General features: G+C 32.6%; 22 protein-coding genes and 1 tRNA gene. 7 read left to right on the forward strand and 16 right to left on the reverse strand.

Translation table 11 applies throughout. The features are described from left to right. Positions 1-2: 2 nt before the first annotated feature. From RCH56_RS01340 to RCH56_RS01390, 11 genes are all read right to left on the reverse strand, one after another. Entirely contained in the window at positions 3-1,175 is a 1,173-nt protein-coding gene (locus RCH56_RS01340) for an NAD(P)H-hydrate dehydratase (RefSeq protein ID WP_306483207.1), read from the reverse strand. Further along, positions 1,175-2,437: an amidohydrolase gene (locus RCH56_RS01345; RefSeq protein WP_306483208.1), complete on the reverse strand. Its 1,263-nt coding sequence runs from the start codon at positions 2,435-2,437 to the stop codon at positions 1,175-1,177. The genes RCH56_RS01340 and RCH56_RS01345 overlap by 1 nt, the downstream gene beginning before the upstream one ends. Before the next feature lie 83 nt (positions 2,438-2,520). Continuing rightward, positions 2,521-3,939, reverse strand: coding sequence for an Asp-tRNA(Asn)/Glu-tRNA(Gln) amidotransferase subunit GatB (gatB, locus tag RCH56_RS01350; protein ID WP_306483209.1), 1,419 nt, complete (start codon positions 3,937-3,939; stop codon positions 2,521-2,523). Further along, positions 3,929-5,341 carry an Asp-tRNA(Asn)/Glu-tRNA(Gln) amidotransferase subunit GatA gene (gatA, locus tag RCH56_RS01355; protein ID WP_306483210.1) on the reverse strand — a complete coding sequence of 471 codons (1,413 nt, stop codon included), beginning with the start codon at positions 5,339-5,341 and terminating at the stop codon, positions 3,929-3,931. The genes gatB and gatA overlap by 11 nt, the downstream gene beginning before the upstream one ends. Positions 5,342-5,349: 8 nt before the next feature. After that, positions 5,350-5,628, reverse strand: a complete 279-nt coding sequence (gatC, locus tag RCH56_RS01360) for an Asp-tRNA(Asn)/Glu-tRNA(Gln) amidotransferase subunit GatC (protein WP_306483211.1) — start codon at positions 5,626-5,628, stop codon at positions 5,350-5,352. 1 nt (position 5,629) lies between these two features. Next, on the reverse strand, positions 5,630-7,630 hold the full coding sequence (gene ligA, locus RCH56_RS01365) for an NAD-dependent DNA ligase LigA (RefSeq protein ID WP_306483212.1): 2,001 nt from the start codon (positions 7,628-7,630) through the stop codon (positions 5,630-5,632). A gap of 1 nt (position 7,631) precedes the next feature. Next, positions 7,632-9,827: an ATP-dependent helicase gene (locus tag RCH56_RS01370; RefSeq protein ID WP_306483213.1), complete on the reverse strand. Its 2,196-nt coding sequence runs from the start codon at positions 9,825-9,827 to the stop codon at positions 7,632-7,634. Positions 9,828-9,884: 57 nt separating this feature from the next. Continuing rightward, entirely contained in the window at positions 9,885-10,205 is a 321-nt protein-coding gene (locus RCH56_RS01375) for a YerC/YecD family TrpR-related protein (RefSeq protein WP_015777914.1), read from the reverse strand. Further along, the gene (locus RCH56_RS01380) at positions 10,202-10,858 is read right to left on the reverse strand and encodes a type 1 glutamine amidotransferase (RefSeq protein WP_306483214.1); all 657 of its coding nucleotides are present in this window, start codon (positions 10,856-10,858) and stop codon (positions 10,202-10,204) included. Before RCH56_RS01380 ends, RCH56_RS01375 begins: the two co-directional genes overlap by 4 nt. Beyond that, complete coding sequence (locus RCH56_RS01385; RefSeq protein ID WP_306483215.1) at positions 10,855-12,186, reverse strand: Mur ligase family protein; 1,332 nt, start codon at positions 12,184-12,186, stop codon at positions 10,855-10,857. The genes RCH56_RS01380 and RCH56_RS01385 overlap by 4 nt, the downstream gene beginning before the upstream one ends. Positions 12,187-12,224: 38 nt before the next feature. After that, entirely contained in the window at positions 12,225-12,494 is a 270-nt protein-coding gene (locus tag RCH56_RS01390) for an acylphosphatase (RefSeq protein WP_306483216.1), read from the reverse strand. 126 nt (positions 12,495-12,620) lie between these two features. On the opposite strand from RCH56_RS01390, the gene RCH56_RS01395 reads away from it, so the two are divergent. From RCH56_RS01395 to RCH56_RS01405, 3 genes are read left to right on the forward strand one after another with little or no spacing between them, the layout of a single operon-like run. Beyond that, positions 12,621-15,143 carry a heavy metal translocating P-type ATPase gene (locus RCH56_RS01395; RefSeq protein ID WP_306483217.1) on the forward strand — a complete coding sequence of 841 codons (2,523 nt, stop codon included), beginning with the start codon at positions 12,621-12,623 and terminating at the stop codon, positions 15,141-15,143. After that, a complete protein-coding gene (locus tag RCH56_RS01400; RefSeq protein ID WP_306483218.1) occupies positions 15,143-15,418 on the forward strand; it encodes a metal-sensing transcriptional repressor in 276 nt (91 codons plus the stop codon). The genes RCH56_RS01395 and RCH56_RS01400 overlap by 1 nt, the downstream gene beginning before the upstream one ends. Positions 15,419-15,470: 52 nt before the next feature. Beyond that, positions 15,471-15,896, forward strand: a complete 426-nt coding sequence (locus RCH56_RS01405; RefSeq protein WP_306483219.1) for an Asp23/Gls24 family envelope stress response protein — start codon at positions 15,471-15,473, stop codon at positions 15,894-15,896. A 40-nt stretch (positions 15,897-15,936) separates the two neighbouring features. Here the strand turns inward: RCH56_RS01405 and RCH56_RS01410 are convergent, their stop codons facing one another. Further along, the gene (locus RCH56_RS01410) at positions 15,937-16,425 is read right to left on the reverse strand and encodes a QueT transporter family protein (RefSeq protein ID WP_306483220.1); all 489 of its coding nucleotides are present in this window, start codon (positions 16,423-16,425) and stop codon (positions 15,937-15,939) included. Between the two features lie 1,189 nt (positions 16,426-17,614). Here RCH56_RS01410 and RCH56_RS01415 point away from each other — a divergent pair. Then, complete coding sequence (locus RCH56_RS01415) at positions 17,615-18,397, forward strand: C39 family peptidase (RefSeq protein WP_306483221.1); 783 nt, start codon at positions 17,615-17,617, stop codon at positions 18,395-18,397. 52 nt (positions 18,398-18,449) lie between these two features. Further along, a tRNA-Lys gene (locus tag RCH56_RS01420) sits at positions 18,450-18,525 on the forward strand. Positions 18,526-18,627: 102 nt separating this feature from the next. Here RCH56_RS01420 and RCH56_RS01425 read toward each other — a convergent pair. From RCH56_RS01425 to RCH56_RS01440, 4 genes are all read right to left on the reverse strand, one after another. Beyond that, positions 18,628-18,930 carry a DUF4298 domain-containing protein gene (locus RCH56_RS01425; RefSeq protein WP_297379965.1) on the reverse strand — a complete coding sequence of 101 codons (303 nt, stop codon included), beginning with the start codon at positions 18,928-18,930 and terminating at the stop codon, positions 18,628-18,630. Next, the gene (locus tag RCH56_RS01430) at positions 18,920-19,858 is read right to left on the reverse strand and encodes a serine hydrolase (protein ID WP_306483222.1); all 939 of its coding nucleotides are present in this window, start codon (positions 19,856-19,858) and stop codon (positions 18,920-18,922) included. Before RCH56_RS01430 ends, RCH56_RS01425 begins: the two co-directional genes overlap by 11 nt. Positions 19,859-19,936: 78 nt before the next feature. Then, entirely contained in the window at positions 19,937-21,310 is a 1,374-nt protein-coding gene (rlmD, locus tag RCH56_RS01435) for a 23S rRNA (uracil(1939)-C(5))-methyltransferase RlmD (RefSeq protein ID WP_306483223.1), read from the reverse strand. Next, positions 21,291-23,633: an ATP-dependent DNA helicase gene (locus tag RCH56_RS01440; RefSeq protein ID WP_306483224.1), complete on the reverse strand. Its 2,343-nt coding sequence runs from the start codon at positions 23,631-23,633 to the stop codon at positions 21,291-21,293. The genes rlmD and RCH56_RS01440 overlap by 20 nt, the downstream gene beginning before the upstream one ends. A gap of 62 nt (positions 23,634-23,695) precedes the next feature. Here RCH56_RS01440 and RCH56_RS01445 point away from each other — a divergent pair, with 62 nt between their 5' ends. Both RCH56_RS01445 and RCH56_RS01450 read left to right on the forward strand, forming a co-directional pair. Continuing rightward, the gene (locus tag RCH56_RS01445) at positions 23,696-24,448 is read left to right on the forward strand and encodes an NADPH-dependent oxidoreductase (protein WP_306483225.1); all 753 of its coding nucleotides are present in this window, start codon (positions 23,696-23,698) and stop codon (positions 24,446-24,448) included. A gap of 160 nt (positions 24,449-24,608) precedes the next feature. Then, positions 24,609-25,124: a folate family ECF transporter S component gene (locus tag RCH56_RS01450; RefSeq protein WP_306483226.1), complete on the forward strand. Its 516-nt coding sequence runs from the start codon at positions 24,609-24,611 to the stop codon at positions 25,122-25,124. The last annotated feature ends 12 nt before the right edge of the window (positions 25,125-25,136 follow it).

Raw genomic sequence — 25,136 nt, forward strand, 5'->3', positions numbered from 1 at the left:
TCCTACCCCAATAATTTCATAGCACCTGGAATATGGTTAACAATGTCAGATGCTATTATTGAATCTTCGCATAAGTCTTTTGATGCAAGATCTCCTGCTAACGAGTGGATGTAGACACCAAGACAAGCCGCCTCGTAGTTATCCAACCTATGTAATAAAGCAGATATTACTCCAGATAATACATCCCCACTTCCTGCAGTAGCCATTCCAGGATTTCCGATTTTATTTATATAAATCCTATTGCCATCAGTAACTATAGTTTCCTCAGATTTTAACACAAGAATTAATCCGTTATCCCTAGCAAATTTTTTAGCAAGATCTATTCTATCAGAATTAATTTGATCAAGGCTTAATTTTACAAGTCTAGAAAACTCCATTAGATGAGGCGTTAATATAAGATTTTTGTGGTTTTTTAATATCTTAATATCATTGCTAACAGCATTCAATCCATCTGCATCTATAAGTATTTTACCACTAAAATCGATAAATATGCTATTGATTAATGAATTTAATGAATCATCTTGACCCATCCCCGGTCCTATTTCTAATACATCCTTATCTCTTAGATAATATGTTATTTTTTCTAGATTCTCCTTGTTATTAGTAATATTAAAAGAGTCCAGAGGTAAAATTATCTGCTCATTAGTTTTTATCTGAAGAATATCACTAATAGACTTAGGAACTATATTATATACTAATCCTGCCCCAGTTCTTAGGCAAGCCATGGAAGAAAGATATACAGAACCACTCATACCAGAACTTCCGCCAAGTATGGCGATCCTACCGTAATCTCCTTTGTGGGTATTCTTCTTTCTTTTAGGAAATATATTTTTGAAATACTCGTCTACATAGATTTTTTCTAAATAAGACTCACATACAGAAAGCGCATAGTCTCCATCATGGCTTATGCTTATATTATCAGTTAAGAAAAATCCATCTAAGAAAACTCTTGGTTTCTTATCCCTGTATCTTATTTCGATTCTCTTTTTTAAAATATAAGATAAATTAAATCCATATGCCTTAATAGTAGCTTCTTTTGCAGCAAAAATTCCCGAAAGACTCATATTAAAGTCCTTACTTTCTCTTGCGTGCGCTAATTCTTTTTCTGTGAAAATCTTTAAGACCTTGGATTTTTTCTTAAATTTATTTACGCTAACTAAATCTATTCCAATCATTATCTAGCCTTAAGTTCTTCGAATTGTTTTTCTGTCATTGACATTATATTTTCTCTATCGACATTATTAAACTTACCATCTCTATAAACAATGTTACCATCTATAATAACATTTTTTATATCTGATTCATAGGTAGAAAAGCACAAGGACGATAGGATATCATTGTAGGGGATGTGGTTTTCATTATTGATATCAATCATTATTAGATCAGCCTTATAGGTTTCTTTAATCATTCCTACTTTATCAAAGCCTAGGGCCTTCGCCCCATTTATAGTTGCCATTTGTAGCATTTCTATGTAGCTTATCGGTCTACTTGAATAAAGCTTAGATACAAGCATCGATACTTCCATCTCTCTTAGAATTGATAGCTTATTGTTACTTGAAGCAGAATCAGTGCCTAAGCACACATTAATACCCTTATCAATTAATCTGGCTAGGTCTAAAAATCCTGATGATAGTTTTAAATTAGAGCTTGGATTATGAACTATGCTTACATTATTTTCTTTAATAATATCCAAATCATCATCGGATAAATATACTCCATGGGCAGCTATTGTTTTGTTTTTAAAAATTCCAGCCTTATCAAAAAGCTCGGTCGGACTCATATTGTATTTTTTATAGCAATCTTCATTTTCCTTTTTGGTTTCGGATAAGTGTATATGAACAGGTAGCTTGTATTCTTGCGCATAGTCTGATATTTTTTTCAAATAATCTAAATCTGCTGTATATACAGCATGAGGACCAAGCCCTATATCTATTAAACTGTCATCCTTATATGTATTGGCAAGATTTATGTTTTCCATAATTTTAGAAGAATTTTTATCTGGAATAGCTAGTCCTCTAGATATTTGTGCCCTGATATTCATCTCTTTACAAGCTTTTGCAGTCTCTTCACAGAAAAAATACATATCTGCAAAGCTAGTAGTACCTGCTTTTATCATCTCTAATAGAGCAAGCTTTGATCCGTAGTAGACATCTTCTGCCTTTAGCTTATCTTCAAGTGGCCATATGTAATCGTTAAGCCAAGTCATAAGATCAGTCTCAGGTCCATAATTTCTAAAAAGAGTCATGGCAACATGAGTATGAGCATTAATAAACCCAGGCATTGTCAAGAAGTTTTTGCCATCTATAACTGTATCACTTTTAAAATCATCCCTATTTCCTATATAGGAAATCTTATCATCTTCTATAAAAATATTCGCCCTTTTTATTTTATCATCTTCCATTGTAAGTAGGCGTGTGTTTTTAATTAGTATCTTCATTTTATCAAGGAGCTTTATTAAATCATCCCATTGGTTTAGAGCTTGCTGTATATAAAAGCAAGCTCTTCTATGGTTTTATAGCCCTACTCTCCTATCTTTTCTCTTAACAATTTATTGATTTCTTGAGGATTTCCTTTGCCTTTAGTTTTCTTCATAGCTTGTCCAACTAAGAAACCGAAAGCCCTATCCTTACCTCCCCTTATATCTTCTATAGATTCAGGATTCTCACTTAAAACCTCATCTACAACTTCCTCCAAGAAGGATGAATCTGATATTTGAAGTAAGTTTCTTTCCTCAGCGAGTTTTTCTGGATCTTCATTTGATTCATAAATTTCTCTAAGGAGTTTCTTGGCAACATTGTTGTTTATTTTATCTTCTTTAGCTAATAGTATTAACTTAGAAAAGTTTTCTACTGAAAGTTTCATCTCTGAAGGACTTTGTTCAAACTCATTTAGCCTTCTAGATAACTCTGATAGAATCCAGTTTGCGCATGTATTAGGATCGTCAACTATGGCATTTGTTTTCTCAAATAGTTCAGAAAGCTCTCTGTCATTAGCTAGTAAATTCGCATCATACTTGCTAAGTGATAGGTCATTGATATATCTCGCTTCTTTTTGACCTGGCAATTCTGGTAGATTTTCTTTAACGTGATTTATGAAATCATCAGAAAGTTCAATTAGAGGAATGTCACCTTCTGCGGAGAATCTATAGTCGTTTCCAACTTCCTTATTTCTCATATGAACTGTTTCTGATAATTCATCATCCCATCTTCTTGTTTCTTTCACGCCAACTTTTCCTTCTTCAAGAAGGGTGATTTGTCTTTTTTCCTCAAAAGCTAGTGCATTTTCTATAGCTTTGATAGAGTTTATGTTTTTAATCTCTGCTATGGCAGTTCTTTCTCCAGTTTCTAAGTTTTCGATATTGATATTAACATCAACACGCATAGAACCTTGAGCCATGACACAGTCTGATACTCCCAAAAATCTTAAGGTAGATGCAAGAGTTTCTACATACTCCCTAGCTTCATCTGGTGAAGACATATCTGGTTCACTAACTATTTCAATTAGTGGGACACCTGCTCTGTTGTAATCCATAAGGGTCGCATTATTTTCATCGTGATTTGACTTACCTGTATCTTCTTCCATATGAATTTCTGCAATTCTAATATTTTTACCTGACTCTAAAGTTAGGTAACCATTTGTTGCATAAGGCTTATCAAATTGAGTTATTTGATATCCCTTCACAAGATCTGGATAGAAATACTTTTTTCTGTCCATTTTTTGGTCATGTCTTATGTCACAATTAAAGGCAAGACCAGCCATAACTGCAAATTCAACTGCTTTTTCATTCATTTGAGGAAGAGTTCCAGGATGACCTAAACATATTGGACATACATTTGTGTTAGGAACTTGTCCGAACTCATTTTTACAGGAGCAAAACATCTTCGTTTCAGTGGCTAGCTCCACGTGAATTTCTAATCCGATAATTGTTTTAGTTTTCATTTATACTCCTTAAAAATATCTCACTTGCATTGATTAATTTGTTATCTTCAAATCTATTAGCTATAAACTGTACTGATCCAGATATGCCTTTTCTCACAGGTAATGAAATACCGCACATTCCAGCGAGATTTACAATTACATTGAAACCATCCGCCTTGAAATCGCTTAATGGATCGTTCTCATCATCTGTTAAATATGGTGGTAGATTTGTTGTAGTTGGCGTTATCAGTAAGTCTATTTCTTCAAAAACTTTTTCCAATTCGTTTTTGATTAAGCTTCTCAACTTAAGTCCTTGCTTATATATCCTTTGATCATCATTTGCTGATAAATACATAGTTCCCAAAGCGATTCTTCTTTGAACTTCTTCTCCTAAACCTTCTGATCTACTTTTTACGAAAAGTTCTTCTACACTTTCGTAATGATCTGCCTGATATCCAAATCTCACTCCATCAAATCTACTCATGTTTGAGGATACTTCTGAGCTCATTACGACGTTATATACTTGGTTTGCGTACTTAGCATACTCTAAATCGATAGGGTAAAGATCGGCTCCTAAAGACTCTAGGGTATCTAATGCTTTTTGATAATCTCTCTTTACTTCCTCTTCAATGCCTTCATAAAGGCTTGAATCTGTTTTTATAAAGCCTATCTTTTTTCCTTTGAAATCATAATCTTCGTAGCTATATTCATATTTTTCGAGATTAGAAGTCATATCCTTAGGATCATGTGAAGCAGTTGTATTGGCTAACACTCTCATATCTTCGATGTTTTTAGCGAACAAGGATACTTGATCTAAGGTGTTTGCCATAGAAACTACACCATACCTACTCATAATGGAGTAAGTAGGTTTATAGCCCAAAATGTTACAGTAGGATGCAGGGCATCTTACCGAACCACCTGTATCTGTTCCTAGAGCTACTAGGACATCACCCTTAGCTACTGCTGCCGCAGATCCTGAAGATGAGCCACCAGGAACTCTCTTGTTATCAAGAGGATTTTTGGTAGGGCCAAAGTATGAGGTCTTTCCTCTACCGCCCATAGCAAACTCATCCATGTTAGTTTTAGCTACTATAATAGCATCTTCTTTTAGTAGATTTTCTACTACACTTGCATTATATACTGGCTTGAAATTTTCTAACATTTTGGATGCACAGGTCATTTTCATTTGGTCATAGGATATATTGTCTTTAACTGCAACAGGCACCCCAAATAGAGAACCTAACTTTTCACCGTTTTTTTGTTTTTCATCTAACTTTTTAGCTCTTTTAATAGAACCATCACGATCAATACTTATATAAGCATTCAATTCGTCGTTTTCTATTTTATCTAAGGTTGCTAAAATATTATCTTCAACACTTAGATTTCCGTTTTTATAATCTTCGATTAATTTTTTTATATTCATTATAGCTCCTATAATTTCCAATCAAGTCTAAAATAACCAAATTCTGTATCTTCAGCGTTAGCCAAAGCCTCATCTCTAGTTATTGATTCTTTAGCTTCATCTTCTCTAAAGATTGCCTTGTGATTTGGTATAAGTTCAGTCATATTAACTTCATCTGTATCAACAGTAAAGATATCTTCGATAAAATCTATAACTGTATTGAACTTATTTGCTAGTAAGTCAGTGTCTTTTCCTTCTAGACTTAGATTAGCAAGCCTATATATTTTTTCTACTTCTTGTGTATTCATATTACATTCCTTCCAATTCATTCAAGAAATCATATAATTTATCATTCTCATAAATTTCTATTCCTAATTTATTAGCCTTATCTTTCTTTGAACCAGATTTTTCACCAGCTAAAACAACATCCGTATTCTTTGAAACCGATCCAGTAACCTTAGCTCCGTTACTTTCCAAAAGTTTCTTTATGTCATCTCTTTTATAATTATCTATAGTTCCAGTAATAACAAAAGTCATGTCATTTAAGCTATTACTATTATTATCTGCTTTTACTTCGGATATTTCTATACCTTTTTTCAATAAATTATCGATTGATTTGCTGATATTAGAATCTCTAAAGTATTCAATTATATTATAGGCAGTGATTTCACCGATATCTTCAATATCTGAAAGATCTTCTGCACTAGCCTTTCTTAGATCATCAAAATTCTTAAACTTATTTGCTAAATCTCTAGATGTTCTTTCGCCTACGTTTGGTATGCCTATAGCGTATATGAAATTATCAAGATTTACTTTTTTGCTAGCTTCTATTGCATTTAAAAGATTCTTTGTTTTTTTATCTCCAAAACGATCTAGCTTAATTAGATCGTCATAGGTTAAGTCATATATATCATCAACTTCATTGATATCTAACTCTTCCATTAGTTGGGCTATAGTTTTTTCGGACAGTCCTTCTATATCCATTGCATTTCTTGAGGTAAAATGCTCTATTCTCGCAAGAAGTTGTGGTTTACATGATATAGAATTAGGGCAAATTATGTGGACATTGCCTTCGATTAGCTCACTTCCGCAATATGGACATTTGCTAGGCTTTTCTATCTTTTGAGTTCCTTTTTGATTTTCATCTACAACGCCTAGGATTTCAGGGATTACATCATTTGATCTTCTGATGAACACCTTAGATCCAATCCTTACTTTTTTTCTAATAATATCATCATAATTGTTTAGGGTAGCTCTACTTACTGTAGCACCAGAAAACTCTACCGGGTCGAGTATTGCACTAGGAGTAACTTTTCCACTTCTTCCTACATTCCAAACAACCTCTCTTAATGTAGTGGTATATTCTTCTGCCTCGAATTTATAGGCTATTGACCAACGAGGGAATTTGTTTGTTGATCCTAAGACTTCTTGAGTTCTTTTATCATTAATCTTAATAACTACGCCATCAGTTAGAATATCTATATTTTTTCTTTCTTCCTCTATGAAATCAAGTTCTGCTAGCATTTCTTCTAAATTATGAACTTTTTTATGGTAAGGGTGAATCAATAATCCCTGTTCTTTTAGAAATTCCAACATATCTTCTTCGCTAGCAAAGTCTAAGTTATTAGTTGGTATAGAATAGAAGTAGGCTGTAAGCTTCCTTTTGGCAGTTTCTTTGGTGTTTAAATTTCTAAGTGCTCCTGCCGCAGCATTTCTAGCATTTTTCAGCTGCAATTCATTTTCCTCATTATAGCGACTTAGCTCTGATAAGGGCATCAAGGCTTCGCCCTGTATTTCGAGTAAAGATTCCTCTTTTATTTTATTAGGAATGGTTTTAATGGTTCTTACTTGAGCTGAAATTTCTTCTCCAACAATCCCATTTCCCCTAGTTGCAGCATTTACTAAAACACCGTCTTCATAGGTTAAATTTACTGTTAGGCCATCGAATTTATACTCCATTATATATTCTAGCTCAGTTAATTTATCATCGTGATTTTTGTTATAGTCATCTATTAATCTATTACATCTATCAATCCAAGCGCCAAGCTCTTCGTGAGTTTGGGCCTTATTTTGAGATAGGAGCTTAGTTATATGAAAATGCTTTTCAAACTTATCGAGTATCTCCCCTCCCACTTTTTGTGTAGGAGAGTCATCTCTAATATATCCTGTTTCCTCTTCAAGTTTTCTAAGGTCATCGTATATTTGATCATATTCTCCATCAGAAACTAGAGGCTCATCCAAGGTATAATAGTGGTAGTTTAAATCCTCTATTTTTTCTATTAATTTATTTATTTTCTCTCTCTTATCCATATTACACCTTCTCTATTGGAGCGTAGTCTTGGTTTAGTTTTTTAAGACCTTTTTTATCAAAAGCAACTACAAGCTCATTACCCTTATCTTGTTTTTTTATCTGTACAACCATACCACTACCCCATTTAGCATGTACAAGCCTATCTCCAACCTTGTATTCATCATCACTTGCACTGGTTTTATTTAATTTTTTACCTAAGACTGACTGCCTAGTTTTTTCTCGCATGTAATCTTCTACCATGGTCTTTTCGTATTCTCTTGATGAATAACCATACGAACTAATCTTTTCTTCGACCTTAATGTTATCAATTATTTCATCTATAAATCTAGATGGCTTGTAAAATACTGGTTTTCCATAATTCCTCCTTGCCTCGGCACTTGATAGAAATAGTTTTTCCTCGGCTCTGGTTATGGCTACATAGAAAAGTCTTCTCTCTTCTTCAATATTTCCTTCATCTATGCTTCTTTTTCCTGGAAATAGTCCCTCATCAAGACCAACTACAAATACTATTGGAAACTCTAGACCTTTTGCAGCATGCATAGTCATTAGTGAAATCGAATTATCTGTACTTTCCGTCTTATCCAGATCTGATAGCAAAGATAGATTTTCGAGATAATCGTAGATATTGTCCTCTGGATTATTTTCCTGATATTCCGATGCTGATGATATAAATTCATTTATATTATCTATCCTTGCCCTATCTTCAACTGAATATGATGACTCCAGGGATTTCATGTAACCACTTTTGTCTAATACGTCCTCTATAAGATCAACTATCTTGTAATTATCTACATTATCAAATATATCCTTTAATGGTAAATAAAACTTCTCGGTAGACTTCTTAATCCTATCAGAAATCAATGTATTGAAACTATCATTAGTTATCAAGTCTAGGATTGCAATATTATGCAAATTGGCTACTCTTTCCAACTCCTCAATAGATTTATTGCCAATTCCTCTTTTAGGTTCGTTAATAATTCTCTTTAGCGATAGGTCATCTTTTGGATTAACTAAAATCTTTAGATAAGATACCAAATCCTTTATCTCTTTCCTATCATAAAACTTTAGTCCACCAACTACCTTGTAGTCTAATAGGTTCTTCATCAAAATCTCTTCAAATGGCCTTGATTGGGCATTAGTCCTATAAAGAATAGCAAAATCCTTGGCGTCGTAATCTTCTTGCATTAGACTTTTTATATTATCAAGGACGAACTTAGCTTCTTCGCTTTCTACGGAATTCGCCTTATATATAACCTTCTCTCCGCCCTTATTTTCAGTCCAGAGCTCTTTATCTTTTCTTTCGGAATTATTTTCTATTAGGTGATTTGCGGTTTCTAGAATATTTTCTGTCGACCTATAATTTTGTTCTAGCTTTATTGTTTCAGCATCCTTAAAGTCTTTTTCGAAGTTGAGGATATTTGAAATATTTGCTCCTCTGAAGCTATAGATAGACTGGTCAGCATCACCTACAACTGTGACATTATTATGAAAACCCGCAAAATATTTAATTAGTTCATATTGGCTGTTATTGGTATCCTGATATTCATCTACAAATACATACTCGAATTTCATTTGATAGAATTCTAGCGTTTCCTTGCTTCTAACAAAAAGATATAAAACTTTGTCTATTAAATCATCAAAATCTAAGGCGTTATAGTAAAATTTCTTTTCTTCATATTTTTTATAAATTTCGTAATATATGTCGCCCTTACTATAGTAAGTATTTAATTTTAGAAATTCATCTGGATCTAAAGATTTATTCTTGGCAGATGATATCACATTAAGTGCTTCTCTCGGAGCAATATCATCCTTATATCCAAGCTCGTTAATAATCTCTTTGACTAAGGTCTTCTGATCGCTCGTATCATAAATAGTAAAATTTCTATCGTAACCAATTTTGTCTATATTCATTCTTAGAATCCTTGCGCAAATTGAGTGAAATGTCCCAATCCAAAGATGTGATACATCCATACCAAGAAGCCTTGAGATTCTTTCTTTCATTTCATTTGCTGCTTTGTTGGTAAATGTTATAGCAATGATATTTCTAGGATCGATATTTTTTTCTTCAATAAGATAGGCAATACTTGTCGTAAGTACCCTAGTTTTACCAGATCCTGCTCCAGCAAGAACTAACAGGGGTCCTTCACCATGAAGTACTGCCTTTCTTTGCATTTTATTTAATCCATCTAAGTTCATATTTCACGTCCTTCCATCTATCACATTATACCATAAAAATAAAAGAGTAAGTTATCCTTACTCTTTGCTTTTTTCTTCTTTTAAATTCTTTTCAATAAGTCTTTCCAAAACTATATCATAGCCGTTAGATCCATAATTAAGTGACCTATTTACTCTTGAAATTGTAGCAGTTGATGCACCAGTTTCTTCTTCGATGACACTATATGTTTTTCTAATCTTAAGAAGTTTTGCAACATGTAGTCTTTGCGCTATTGATTGGATTTCTCTAGCTGTACATATATCGGTGAAGAAATCATAGCATTGCTCAATATCCTCAAGCATTAATACTGCTTCAAAAAACTCATCTATTTCTTTGTTTCTTAATTTATTTTCTTTCATTTGTCTCTCCTATTAATTAATATATCAATTAAGCTTTCGCATAAATTGTTGTTTCTAGCAAGCAATGGTCCATGAAGGTAGGTCCCTATAGTGTTTTTATATCTAAATCCTTCGCTCTTGTCTTTGCCATTATTGCCATTACCTTCCAAGACATATGCAAAAGGTTCTTGACTTTCTCCCAGAAATGTTATACCGCCATGATTTTCAAAACCATTATAGACCGATTTTTTATCAATAGCTGATTGAACTTTTATATTACCAGTAAATCTATTTTTATCTTCCTGGTTTATTGTGTAGTGGTCAAAAATCTTAAGGCCCTCTATTTTATTATTGTAAGCATCGTAATAGTACTGACCTAACAATTGGTAACCGCCACATATAGCTAATAGTATACCATTATTTTCAATGTATTCTACTATAGCATCTCTTTTTTTAAGCAAATCTTTTTGCACTATACTCTGCTCATAATCCTGACCACCTCCAAAAAATACAAAATCATACTTTTTGTAATCAAAATCATCTCCAAGGCTTACTACTTCAATGTTAGTTTCAAAACCTCTAATTCTCGCCTCGTGAGCAAAAGCCATTACATTACCCACGTCGCCATATGTGTTTAATAAGTTTCCATAAAGATGTGCAATATTAACAATCATGATAATTCTAATACCTCTCTTAACCTTAGCATAGCTGTGTAAGTTGATAAGATATATACATTATCGGACTTGCAGTTTTCTATTACATCAACTATTTCCTTTTCATAATTAAATTCTTTTATATCCCCTTCATAAATCTCTGCTATCTCTAACCTTCTTTTCATATCAGAAGATCTTTTGCCAGATACATAGACATCTTTTATATCCATTTCTTCTAATTTCTCGTAATGAGAATCGTATATCCAGCTTACATCTAGTCCATCTGCATAATTGTCATTTAACAGGCAAATAAGACTTATATCACTTTTATTTAAAAGCATCAATTCTATTATTTGATTAAGTCCAGTAGGATTTTTTACAAGATTAATTATTACATTCTTATCAGCTACCTTTATATTTTCTTGTCTACCAAATACATTCTTTTGAGACTTTAGTCCATTGTAAATTTCTTCATAAGTTAATCCTAGCTCTTTGGCAACAGCAAGTGAGGCTAAAGCATTATAAATATTATATAAGCCACCTACGGATATTTCGTATTCTTCACCTTCTAATTTAAAAACTGAATGATTACTTTCTAATTTTACTAGATTATCTATACAATATTTTAAATTCTTTGAAGAAAAATCACATGAAGGACAAGTAAAATCTCCTAAGGATGAATAATTAACAAGCCTATACTTAAGAACACTATTACACTTTGGGCAAAGTATACCGTCAGAATTTAGTTCAGCATCTAGACTATAGTCCTCATGAACATCTCTCTTATCTCTTATTCCATAATAAACCTTTTTGTAGGAGTCCATCTTATCATAAGCGAAAATCGGAAGATCTCCATTAGCTACTATAGTAGCATCAGGCATCTCCTCCATACCTTCCATCATCTTGTCGAAAATATTGTAGATTTCACCAAACCTATCCATTTGATCTCTAAATACATTGGTGAATACAACATAATCAGCCTTGAGGAACTTGCCTATTCTAGAAAGATTTGCCTCATCCACCTCTAGAACAGCAACAGTGTCTTTTTTTGGTGGATTATCCAATAAAGATGTGATAATGCCTTGGACCATATTAGAACCAGACTCATTAGTAAAAACATTTTCATAGTGCTGTCTTAATATATTGGTCAAAAAATGGGTAGTCATTGTCTTACCATTTGTACCCGTTACAAATATAAATTTTGTATTCTTAGACAATTCTTTAAGTATATCTTTATCTAATTTATAAGCGACATACCCTGGTAAGGAAGTTGCCTTGTGCTTAGTAATCTTTAAAGAAAATCTAATTAATTTTGCTATGTTTTTTATTACTTTACTTTTAAAACTCATAAGTCTACTATATACCCAAAATTAATATCTTGCCATAGCTAATACAAAATTTCAAAAGATTTTTCATCATTCTTTATGTCTATCTTGCTTATGTCTTTGGATTCTATCCTCACAAATCTCTGCTTATATAGTTCTCTCACAAAGGCATCAATATTTTCAGTAGATCCTTGTACGTTAACTTCTACACTTCCATCGTAGAGATTCTTAACGTTTCCTGTTAAATTTAGATCAGTAGCAATCCTTAAAGAGTGAAATCTAAATCCTACTCCTTGGACCCTACCTTTAAAATTTATTTTAAGTCTTTCCATGCTCACCCCTTTACTATACTATAACATTATATAGCCTTTCTTGTAAAGACTTTTCTTTAGCCTTGACATAAATTAGATGAAGGTTATAATATTATTGACACCCCCCATGGGTGTTAAGGAGGTAATATGAAAGAGCGTTTTGATGTTAGCGGGATGACTTGTGCATCTTGTCAGGCTAATGTCCAAAAAGCGGTTCAAAAATTAGGTGTTAATGATGTTAATGTCAATCTTATCAGCGAATCAATGACAGTTGATTACGATTCTGATAAGATTAGTAACGACGATATTATTAAGGCAGTAGAAAAAATTGGTTATGGGGCGAGTCCCAAAAATCAGGACAAGTCAAATGAAGAAACACTTAAAGAAAGTGAAGAAATGTCTACAATAAGTAGGTTGAAAATCTCTTTCTTGTTTCTGATCCCTCTGATGTATTTATCAATGGGACCTATGATTAACCTTCCTATACCTAGTATTCTAGAAGGTCGATCAGGAGCAGTAAATAATGCTTTTGTTCAATTTTTGCTAGCCTTGCCAGTAATTTTTGTAAATCGCAAATTTTTTGTATCAGGCTTTAGGGGACTTATTAATAAGGCACCTAACATGGATACACTTGTCGCCCTAGGAGCAAGTGCTGCTACTATATTTGGTATATTTGCCATAATGAGAATGTCTTATGCCTTAGGACTAAACGATACCCAAGTGTTAGACCATTATAGGCACAATATCTATTTCGAATCAAGTGCAACTATCCTAACTTTGATTACTTTAGGTAAATATTTTGAAGCAAGGAGTAAGGGTGAGACCAAATCATCTCTCAAACATCTTATGGAACTTGCCCCAAAAACAGCTAATGTGATTAAAAACGGTGAAGAAATTGAAGTTGCTATTGAAGAAATTGACATTGGCGATACTATTGTTGTTAGACCAGGAGAGGCTATTCCTGTTGATGGTATTGTTACAAAGGGCTCTTCTCTAGTTGATCAGGCCGCCATTACTGGTGAAAGTATACCAGTAAATAAAAATCCTGGAGATGAAGTAATATCTGCAAGTATTAACAAACAAGGATCTTTTCAATTTAAGGCTAAAAGAGTTGGTGAAAATACTACCATCTCACAAATCATAAGTCTTGTTAATGAAGCAAATGAAACTAAAGCACCAATCGCAAGATTAGCTGATAAGATAGCAGCAATTTTTGTTCCGGTGGTAATAGTTATTGCAATTTTAACTTTTGCTATATGGGCTTATCTTACAAAAGATTTTGAATTTGCCTTAAATCTTATGATAGCAGTACTCGTAATATCTTGCCCATGTGCACTAGGTCTTGCTACACCAATGGCGATAATGGTTTCAACTGGTAAGTCAGCAGAGCTAGGTCTTCTGTTTAAAAACGCTGAAAGCCTAGAGAACCTTCATAAGATTGATTCCATCCTTCTAGATAAGACTGGAACAATTACAGAAGGTAAGCCTGTAGTTACTGATGTCTATACAAAAATGAATGACAAGGAGTTCATATCTATCGCAAGAAGTATAGAAGAGGCTTCCGAGCATCCTTTGAGCAATTCAATTGTAGAATTTGCTAATAGCAAAAACATTAGCCCTAAAGAAACTTCAGACTTTCATTCTATAACTGGAATGGGGCTTGAAGCAAAAATAGACGGCAAAATATATTATGCGGGAAATATAAAACTTATGAATGATAAAAATATTTCTATAGAAGATTTTGAAGAAAGATCTATCGCATATTCAAAAGAAGGAAAAACCTCAATGTATTTTGCTGATGAAAATAAGGTCTTAGGCCTAATAGCAGTTCAAGACTTAGCAAAGGATAGTTCTATTAAGGCAATAGAAAAATTAAAAGCAATGGGCTACCATATTGTAATGCTAACAGGTGATAATGAAAAAACAGCCGAAGCCATTAGAAAAAAACTGGCTATAGATGAAAAATATGCAGAGGTCCTTCCACAAGATAAAGATAAAGTTGTAAGAAAACTTCAAGAATTGGGTAAAAAGGTAGCGATGGTTGGAGATGGAATAAACGATGCTCCTGCTCTAGCAAGATCTGATATTGGTATAGCTATCGGTAGTGGAACTGACATAGCGATTGACTCAGCTGATGTAGTATTAATTAAGAATTCCCTACTTGATATAGTAAATTCGATAAAATTATCTAGTAGGACTATAAAGATAATAAAGGAGAATCTCTTTTGGGCATTTTTCTATAATGTTATCCTTATACCAGTTGCAGCAGGCATCCTCTACCCTAGATACGGCATAACTTTAAACCCAATGTTTGCGGCCTTGGCAATGAGTATATCCTCAGTCTTTGTATGCATTAACTCACTAAGACTTAGGAACTTTAAGGCAGAAGAAGAAAGTAAAGAAAAAATTAAAGAAGAAAATATATTAATAAAGGAGAATAAAATGAGTGAATTAAATAAAATGATTGTAAAAGTTGATGGAATGAGCTGCGAAAATTGTGCAAAACATGTTACAGAAGCCCTAGAATCTGTAGCAGGATTAAAAGAAGTAAATGTTGATCTTGAAAATAAAGAAGCTAATGTAGAGTTTTTCGGATCAGTAGATGAAAATGAAATATCAAAGGCAATTAGCGAAGCAGGATATGAATATAAGGGTATCGAATATAAATAATGCATGCTGATAACAAAAAAACTATCAGGAAACTTAAAACCGTCGGTGGACAAATCGACGGTTTAATTAAAATGATTGAAGATGACAGGTATTGTATAGATATCTCAAACCAAATTATGGCTTCAATTTCTATTCTTAAAAATATAAATAAAGAAGTCCTCCAAGCCCATCTAGAGCACTGCGTATACCAATCTCTCAATAGTGATGATGAGGAAAACATAAGACAAAAAATCGAAGAGATAGAAAAAGTTATCGATAAACTGAATAAAATTTAAGAAGTGGGTATATATTTAATAGTAAGCAAAGATGAATTTAAAGGAGAATAAAATGACTGAAAATTATAATAATGAAAATTTTGCTGGCGAAGTTAGCGAATACGTAGTAAGCGATAAGGTTCTTGCTAAAATAACAAAAAAAGTTGTCGATAACGTAGACGGGGTTCTAGACTTACAAGGTGGATTCTTTGATAATCTAACAAGTTCTTTCTCATCTAACGAACAATCAACATCTGGTATTTCTGTAAATCAAGCTGATAAAGATGCTGTTGTTGAAGCAGGTATCATCCTTGAATATGGAAAAAGAGCCGAAGAAGTATTTAGAAATCTAGATAAGGCTATCAAAAACGAAGTAAAAAACTTAACAGGTATTAACGTTAAAGCCGTTAAAGTAAATATAGTTGATATTCTAACTAAAGAAGAATTTAACAAAAAACAAAAACAAGAAGAAGAAGAAAAAAAGCAAAAAGAAATATAATTAAAAACTCCCCTCTATCTGCACGATAGAAGGGAGTTTTTTAAAACTCTCTAATATATTTAATAAAACCATCATTCTTTTCAAGCATTTTAAATATTAAAACACCTATAATACTCACCATAATAAATTCACTTGCCATAAACTCGAGAATCATAATAAATAATACAGCATCATTAGCTAAAATAAAATATGTTCCCAAAGCAGGCACAATCACCATTAATACTGGCCATAAAGAAGCAATAAATAAAGTCTTACTCTTTAAGATAAGACGAAAAGCAACATATGATGATAAGGTTCCAAACACTACATCAAAAGCAGCCATTGGTGAAAATAAGTTAGCTATAGCACATCCTAATACAAGACCTGGTATGAATCTCTTGTTATAAAACACAAGAAGAACCATAATTTCACTAAATCTTAGTTGGATTGGTCCATAAGATGCCATAGGCAACAATAAAGTAAGCACAGCATACAAAGCTGCGATGATTGCGGATTTTACTAAAAAATTTGTATCCAAATTATTTTTCATTTTACACTCCTTGATATTTTTTACAATGGGTCCCAAGAAACATTGCCTTAACATTATAGCATAAAATACACGTTTTGCAAATTATGAAATTAAATAATACACATGAAATAACCTAGTATAACATATATTTTTTCATCGAGTTTAATTAAATTGTGTCTATTATAAGCATGAAAGACGCTTTTACAGATTGAATAAATCCTACCATTATCATTAGATGCCCCCAAGGAAGTTTCAGTATATAAGCTTATATTAGCAATTTGTCTACTGCAAGAAATGGTAAACTTATCTAAGAGAACCTTCTAACTATAGAGCGATGATTTTTCATAGTTTTACAACAGCCTCTTCCCATAAAGATAATCACTTCAATTTTTATGCTTTTAAGCAATTCTACTTTTTAAAGGAGTAATAGGGTCTAGTGTCATTAAAAAATCTTATTTTAAAGCCTTAAGTTTCTTATAGGTAAGTACATCTTCCTGAGCTTTTCCATCTAGGCTTTCAGTTCTTATAAGTCTTTGGCATTTGAGTTATATCGCTTGTAATAATTCTTGGCAAAGTTCTATGATAAGTTATATATAGTTTAACAGCAATGATGTTTTAACTACAATAGCCTAATCTATAAAGTATCAGTTATATCAAATGTTATAAATATAATTTGTCCCTACCATGAAAGCCCATGGATTTTCTTGAAATCTCTACTTTATTTCCATATATCAATATCAGATCCAAAACTATCTAGCGATTATCATAGGGCCCATAGCAAATGTATGAGACCCCAAAATCAAGGCCTATCACCAGTTATCTTTATCATCTCCCTACTCCTATCCCTCAAATAATTTAAGAGCTTCCTTATTCTATAATTCATTTCCAATAACAAATCGTACCTAAAGGGCTTCAATCTACTTACTTCCTCAATGTAGTCTAATTTATTATTTTACATTCTCCTTAGAAGGTATTTCTTATTATCTTAATTCTTCTGCTGGTAGAATTTTAATCCTTAATTTCATTCAATAGCTTTTTTGTCTAAATTATCCCATTATCAGCTTTTAAGAATTGATTAATCATCAATAAAAGGTAATGTAAACTTATGAAGTTCAATAGGTTGATATTTTTGTTAGCTGCACTTTTTTTATGCTCGTGTTCTAACAAAATAAAATTAGATAATGATTACTTAGATAAAGAAAACCTGCAGATGATAGAAGAAATCAATTCCATTGCCAAGGATACTTTTAATAAAGGAGAAGATATAGTTAACAATATAAACATTGTGAACAAATCAAAACCTGTTTATAAAACTGATAGGAGAGATGATTTAATTAAAAACTTAGAAGATCCTGCAAAGAAAGACCCAAAGGCTAAATGGGTTTATGATAATTTCAAGAATTTAACAGATACTGAGGCCTATCTTACTGGAAATGACCCCGATACTATTGAGTTCGTATATAATATGAATCATAATATCAAAGATTTCCAATATAAGGAAGGAGAAAGCATTAAGCTAAATAGACCTACCCCCTACTATATTCAATGGGATAATAGATGGGCTTATCAGGAACTATCAGATATTAATATAGGTGTTGCAGGCTGCGGACCAACTTCCATGGCCATGGTCTTAGCTAGACTTAGGAATGATCCTTCTATAACTCCTAAAGAAATCGGAGAAGATGCAGATGAATATATGGTTGAAGAAGGAATTGCTTGGAGCTTTTTTACAGATGAAGCTAATAAGTATGGCTATAAATGTGAAGACTTAGAAAAAGATAAGCAGAAAATGATAGAGGCATTAAAGGAAGGTCCTTTAATAGTTTCTGTAGGGAGAGGATATTTCACTCTTGTAGGTCATATTTTCGTAATAGATTCATATAAAGACGGAAAATTTATTATAAATGATCCAAATAGTATAAAGAATACCATGCGAGAATGGGACTATGAGCAGATTCAAGACCAAATAGTCCACATCTGGAAATTTTCTTAAAAATATTTGACAGCTACCCCGAAACATGGTATTATATGAGGGTAGTTGATACGCACCATTAGCTCAGTTGGTAGAGCACCTGACTCTTAATCAGGGTGTCCAGAGTTCGAGTCTCTGATGGTGCACCAGATCATTAAGAGGCCTAGCCTCTTTTTTTATTCTTATTTAACTAGTATATATAGTAAAAGAGCTACCATATTAATTGGTAACTCCTCTTACTATATATTTATTTATCTATCTTGTATCAAATCATTTGCTGTTTCTAATAAGGCAAGCCCTGTGTAATAATTTTCTCCCATCAAATCATAGATGGCATCTTCACTCAGTACAGCCTGATTTATATCATCCCCTATCTCTCCTCTGTTAGATGCATCCATATCCTTTGTAAAATCTTCGCTATAATAATAAGTAACTAATCTCTTGTACTTATCTTGATGGTCTACAAATTCTTCTAGAGCTTTTTTTAAATTTTCCATTAATTTTTCATGATCTTCATATATTTCATTTAGTTCGTTTAGGTAATTATAATCCATTAATATCTCCTTTAATATATTTTATCAACTTATCAACATCTTCTTTTATTAAATCTGACAAATCGTCAGACCTATCATTTGTAGTCACTATTACTATATTTTCATCAGCTAATAATGCAATTATTTGACCACCAGTTCCTGAAGCAAAAACTGTTTGTTTTTTACTCTTCCAGAAACCAAAGGTGTAAAAGTCTTCAGAAAGATAGGTAAACTTATCAGAATCTCTAGCAAAAACCGGTGTAAATAATTTCCTAATAGAATCTTCGCTAATAATTCTATAATCCCTATACTTTCCTTTATTTAATAATAGTAGACCTATTCTTAGCATTTCTAAATCACTGAGATATAGCTTGCTAGCTCCAACTAAAAATTTTCCATAAGAATCCCACTTTACTTGTTTTATATCTAGTTTAACGAACAAATTATCTTTTAAAAATTCATACAGTGAAGAATTAAGATAATTTTCCATAACTACAGATAATATGAAATAAGAGGCATTTGAATATTGAAAATGAGTACCAGGCTTATACTTGATGGGATAATTAATACATAAATTAAGTAAATCTTCTTCAGGAATACCTTCAATATCCTTTGACATCAACAAGGATTTATCATATCCTACACTATGCGACAGTAGATGTTTTACTTTAGTTTCCTTTAAATATTTAATTTTTTCTTTATTTGTTATACTTATACAATCTTCTAATAAAGGATAGATATAAGTATCTAAATTGAAATCAAATTGACTTTTTTCCATCAGTATTAAGGATCCAATAGCCAAAACACTCTTGGCGATGGATCTCACATTTAAAGGCCTGTTATTTGCCTTTCCTATAATCCTATCCCTATTTCCATCATAGATTAGAAAAGAACTAGCAAGGGATTTTTCTAGATTTCTCTTGTAATATATATCTAAATTAGACTCCAATATATACTCCTATAAGGCTTATTTATTAATACCTCTAAATTAGTCATCAAGACAGTTATTTTTTATACAAATTAAGTTCTATTTTTCCCTGGTCAATAAAGCTACGGCTTCTAAATGGCGGGATTTTGGGAATTGGTCATAAATTTCGTAATCTTTTATTTCAAAACCTTGATTTATGAATTCCTTTAAGTTTTCTACTTGGGTTTTTGGATTACAAGAGATGTAGATGAATTTTTCTGTGTCGATCTTTAGTATTTTTTCGAGAGATTTTGGGCTAATTCCTGCTCTTGGCGGATCTAGTATTATAACATCATACTTATCTCCTACCTTTTCGATTTCTTCTAAGACATCTCCACACAAAAAATTAATATTATCTATATCGTTTATTTTAGCGTTCTCCCAAGCCTTATCTACGGCCTCTTCTACTATTTCGATACCTGTAGCAGTCCTTGCTCTTTGAGCCATAACTTGAGTAATTGTTCCTGTCCCTGAATAAAGGTCAAGGACATCCATGCTTTGATTTATATTTGCAAGGTCGAAGGCCTTTTGGTAGAGTTTTTCAGCTGTATATATATTAGGTTGGAAGAAAGAAAAAGGTGAAATATTAAAGGTTAAACCAAGCATTTCTTCCTTAATAAATTCTTTTCCATATATTAGATTGAGTTTTTCTACTACTACAGCATCTGCTGGCGAATCGTTTATTACATGATAGACTGATACTATTTTACCTACAAGATCAATTGATAAAAGTTTGTTTAAAAATAGATTTATCCTCAAACTATCAAAGCTCTCGTCACTTGTAGTAACTAGAATTACCATTATCTCGCCAGTTCTATGGGCTTTTCTTATGATTAAATGTCTTAGAAGCCCCTCTCTAGTTCTTTTGTGGTAGAAATCTGTCTTCTTTTCCCTAAAATAAGCCTGGACGCTCTCCCTTATAGTGTTAAAGTCTCCATCGATGATATTGCAATTTGTCGTATCAACAATTTCATAAAATCTATTTTGTCTATGAAGTCCTAAGACAAGATCTCCACCCTTTTCACTATCGCCAAAAGTATATTCCATTTTATTTCTATAGGCTTTAATTACAGGAGATTGGTTTATTTTGATATCCCCTGAGTAATCTATAGAATTATCCTTAAAGAGATTTTTAATCATGTCCACTTTTAACATGAGTTCAGTCTCGTAGGCTAGCTTTTGGTAGGCGCAACCTCCACAAATATCGGGATTATCGCATGTATTAGTCGAGTTTTCTAGGTCAGATTTTTCGATTGTTTCAATTAATTTCGCCTTAATCTTATCCTTGTTTCGTTTTTTAGCCTTTACTTTTACTCTTTGGCCTAGTATACCTCCCTTAAATTCGACCAATTTTCCATCTTCATCGTAGCCTTGGCTAATATTAGGATATTTCATTTTCTCTATTTTAATTTCTTTAATCGCTTTTTTTCTCATTTTTACTCCAAAATTTATCTGTTATATTTTTTAGTTCTTCAGATTGATTTAAATATTTTATACTATTCCAATGTTTTGGGAAAAGCATTTGGTATTGATTCCAGCTATATCTATCGTCAACAAGATAGATTATACCCCTATCATCTTCGCTTCTAATAACTCTTCCAGCTGCTTGGAAGACTTTATTAATTCCTGGAAAGGTGTAGGAATAATCAAATCCACTTAAGCCTTCCCTATCAAAATGTTCCTTTATGAGATTTCTATCGAAAGAAACCCCTGGCATACCAACTGATATAATCATAGAGCCAATAAGCCTATCACCTATTAGGTCTACCCCTTCAGAAAAGATACCCCCAAGAACTACAAAGGCTACTTCCTTACTTTCTTTTGTAAATTTTTTAATAAATTTACTCCTATCAAGCTGACTCATAGACCTATCTTGAATTAAGATATCATCGCTATATCTTACAGTATAATCGCCAGCGACAGCTTCTAGATAGGAAAATGAAGGGAAGAATATAAAGTAATTGCCCTCTCTACTACTTACAAATTCATTTATAATATCAGATATTAAAGAAACATTTCTTGACCTATCCCTATAACGAGTGCTTATGGATTTTTGCAAAATAATTAAATTTTCTGAGGAAAATGGCATATCAAGACGTAATTTGAGGCTGTCTCTTGCCCCTAGCATATTCATAAAAAAGGGCATTGGAGAAAGTGTTGCAGAGAAAAAAATAGTAGATCTTGCATAATCGTATTTTTTCTTTAGGATATGGGAAGGATCAACACACTTAATTTCAAAAATTTTATCCTCGTTTTTCTCATCGAAACAAATCACATTATAGAAACCATCCATGAAATAATCTGAAATCTTAAGGTAGGAATTGATATTAAAATATATCTCAAGGACATAATCATAATTCCTATCGTCCTTTTCTTCTATTAAGAACTTCTCCATTTTTTTAGCTAGTTCGAGTAATATCTTATCCAAGCTATCTATGTGATTTTTCGTATAATAGTGGAGTTTTTTGCCATATTTTTCGTAAATATTCTCAAAATTAATGATGGCCTCGTCCAAAACTTTAATTATTTTCTTGTGCTTATTAATATCAAAACAAGCTCTTAATTCTTTGAAATCACTATCCTTGAAGGAGAATGAGTACATATCTCTCGCCCTATCAAGGAGATTGTGGGCCTCGTCAATTAAAAATATATATCGTGATGATATTTCTTCAAAAAATCTCCTAAGAAATACTGTAGGATCGAAGACATAATTATAATCACAAATTATAAAATCAGAATAGCTTGCTATATCAAACTCAAACTCTAAGGGGCAAACTCTATATCTTTCCGCATAGGAAGTTATAATATCATAATCCATTATGGTTTCTTTAGTCAAAATATCTTTAAGAGCATCATTTACCCTATCGAAATGCCCCTTGGCAAAGGGACAGTCATCAGGATTGCACCTAACCTCATCATTTAGGCAGATTCTTTCCTTAGAAGTTATTTGAACAGCTTTTATCTTAAGTCCATTTTCTTCTAATAACTTAAGGGACTTGATAGCCTCCTTGCCAGTTGTAGTCTTAGCTGTTAGGTAAAATATCTTATCAGATAAGTCTTCTCCAATAGATTTTATAGAAGGAAATATTGATGATATAGTCTTTCCTATTCCTGTAGGAGCATCTACAAAAAGATTTTTCTCCTTAAGAATTGCTGTATAAACGGCCACTGCCATCTTTCTCTGCCCCTTCCTATATTCACCATAAGGAAAGTTTAAGTCCTTTGAACTGATATTTCTATCTTCGAGATTTTTTGTGATAATCCTTGAGAAATCTATGTATTTTTTTAATAAATCTATGTAAAATATCTCAAGTTCTGCCCTAGTAAATGATCTTTTAAAAATTTTGGTCTTGTAGTTTTCTGTCGATACATAAGTTAGGCTTATGTTTATTTCATCTAAATCCTTATCTACTGAAAAGTAATAAGCGTAGCATTTTGCTTGTGCCCAGTGGAGCTTATTTTTATCATCTATCTCTTCAAGCTTTCTCTTAGTAGATTTGATTTCATCAATTGTGTAGGAGTTCTTATCCTTGATTAGGCCATCCGCTCTTCCTTCAACTTGAAAGTCAATTCCCGAAATACTTGTTAAGTTCTTCAAAGAATATTCTTTGTTATAATTAAGTCCATAAGACTTCTGGATCTTTTGGTGGGCCCTAATTCCTTCAATCATCTTTGTATTATCCCTAAAAGTATTGTCTATATCGCCTGAACGCATTACAAATTCTATTAAATTTCTTACAGATATTTTAACTAACATATTATCACCTAGCTAAATTATAACATATTGGGTATAAGTTTAGAAAGAAGAAAGGAGCTATTATGAAAGATGTAATTGATTTAGCCTTAAATCATAGGACTATAAGGGAATTCACAGATCAAAAAATAGACGATAAAACTATAAAAAAATTATTAGATGTTGCTAATCATTCAGCCTCATCTAACGGTATGCAGATGTTCTCAATAGTTAGAATTACTGATCAAAATATTAAAGATCAACTAGCCGATAATGGTAATCAAGAATATATGAGAAGAGCACCAGAGTTATGGATTTTCGTAGCCGATCTATATAGGAATTACTCTATAGTCAAGGAAAAAGGCATAGAAAACGACGAAATGATTAGTTTTGATAAGTTTATTCAAGCCTTCACAGATGCGGTTATTGGAGCCCAAAATGTCGTTGTCGCTTGCGAATCCTTGGGACTTGGTACGAATTATTTTGGAAATATACACAATGATACTCAAAGGATAATAGACTTACTAAATCTCCCTAAACTTACCTATCCTGCTGTAGGACTAGGCTTTGGCTACCCTAACCAAAGTCCACAGCTTAAGCCAAGAATGCCGATAGCGCTTAAGGCTTTCGAAAATTCTTATAAGGTTTTTGATAATTATAACGAGAAGATAAAAGATTATGACAAGGAAATGACTACTTATTATGATCTAAGAGATGCTAATAGAAGAAGTGATTCCTTCTCCCTACAAATCCCTAAAAAGCAAGGATCTCTTATAAAAAATCGTGGTAAGATGTTTGAAACATTAGAAAAACAGGGATTTCTTGTAAAAAGTAAATAAAGAGGTCAACTTCCCTTCTATTTTTTAGCTATTTAGTTTATAATACTAGTATCAGAGTAGATAAAGAGCATTAAGTGTTAAGAAATGGGTTGTCGTTCTTAAACGAAGCGAATGCATGATTCTTTATCGCAACCGCTGACCTCTGATAGAAAGGGGATTTATGAAAAATAAAATACTAATTAATAATTTAGTTAAGGCAGCGATGTTAACAGCACTAAGCATAATTTTATCGAGGATATTCGGTATCCAGCTAACACAGGATATAAAAATATCTTTTGGTACCCTACCTCTTATACTTTCTGGGATACTATTTGGTCCCTTGCTTGGAGCCCTATCGGGACTAGCAGCTGATCTTATAGGAATCATGATTAATCTAGGAGGAGCCTATCATCCTGGCTTTACCCTAGGAGCTATTCTAACAGGAATGGTGCCTGGGCTTATATTTATTTATGGAAAGAAAAAAAACATATCTAATAAAGTTTTAATTCTTCTTGTTATAATTTTTGTATATGGGATTAACCATGGTTTGTTGACACCTTTATGGTTGACACAACTTTATGGAACTCCTTACAAGGTTCTTCTTGCAGGCAGAGCTATTAAAGTTATGCCAGATGCTATAATAAATTATATATTACTTTTATTAATATATGAAAGACTAATACCAAAAATGAAATAAAGAAAAAGGAGT

The organism is Anaerococcus sp., assembly GCF_030825785.1.
GTDB lineage: Bacteria > Bacillota > Clostridia > Tissierellales > Peptoniphilaceae > Anaerococcus.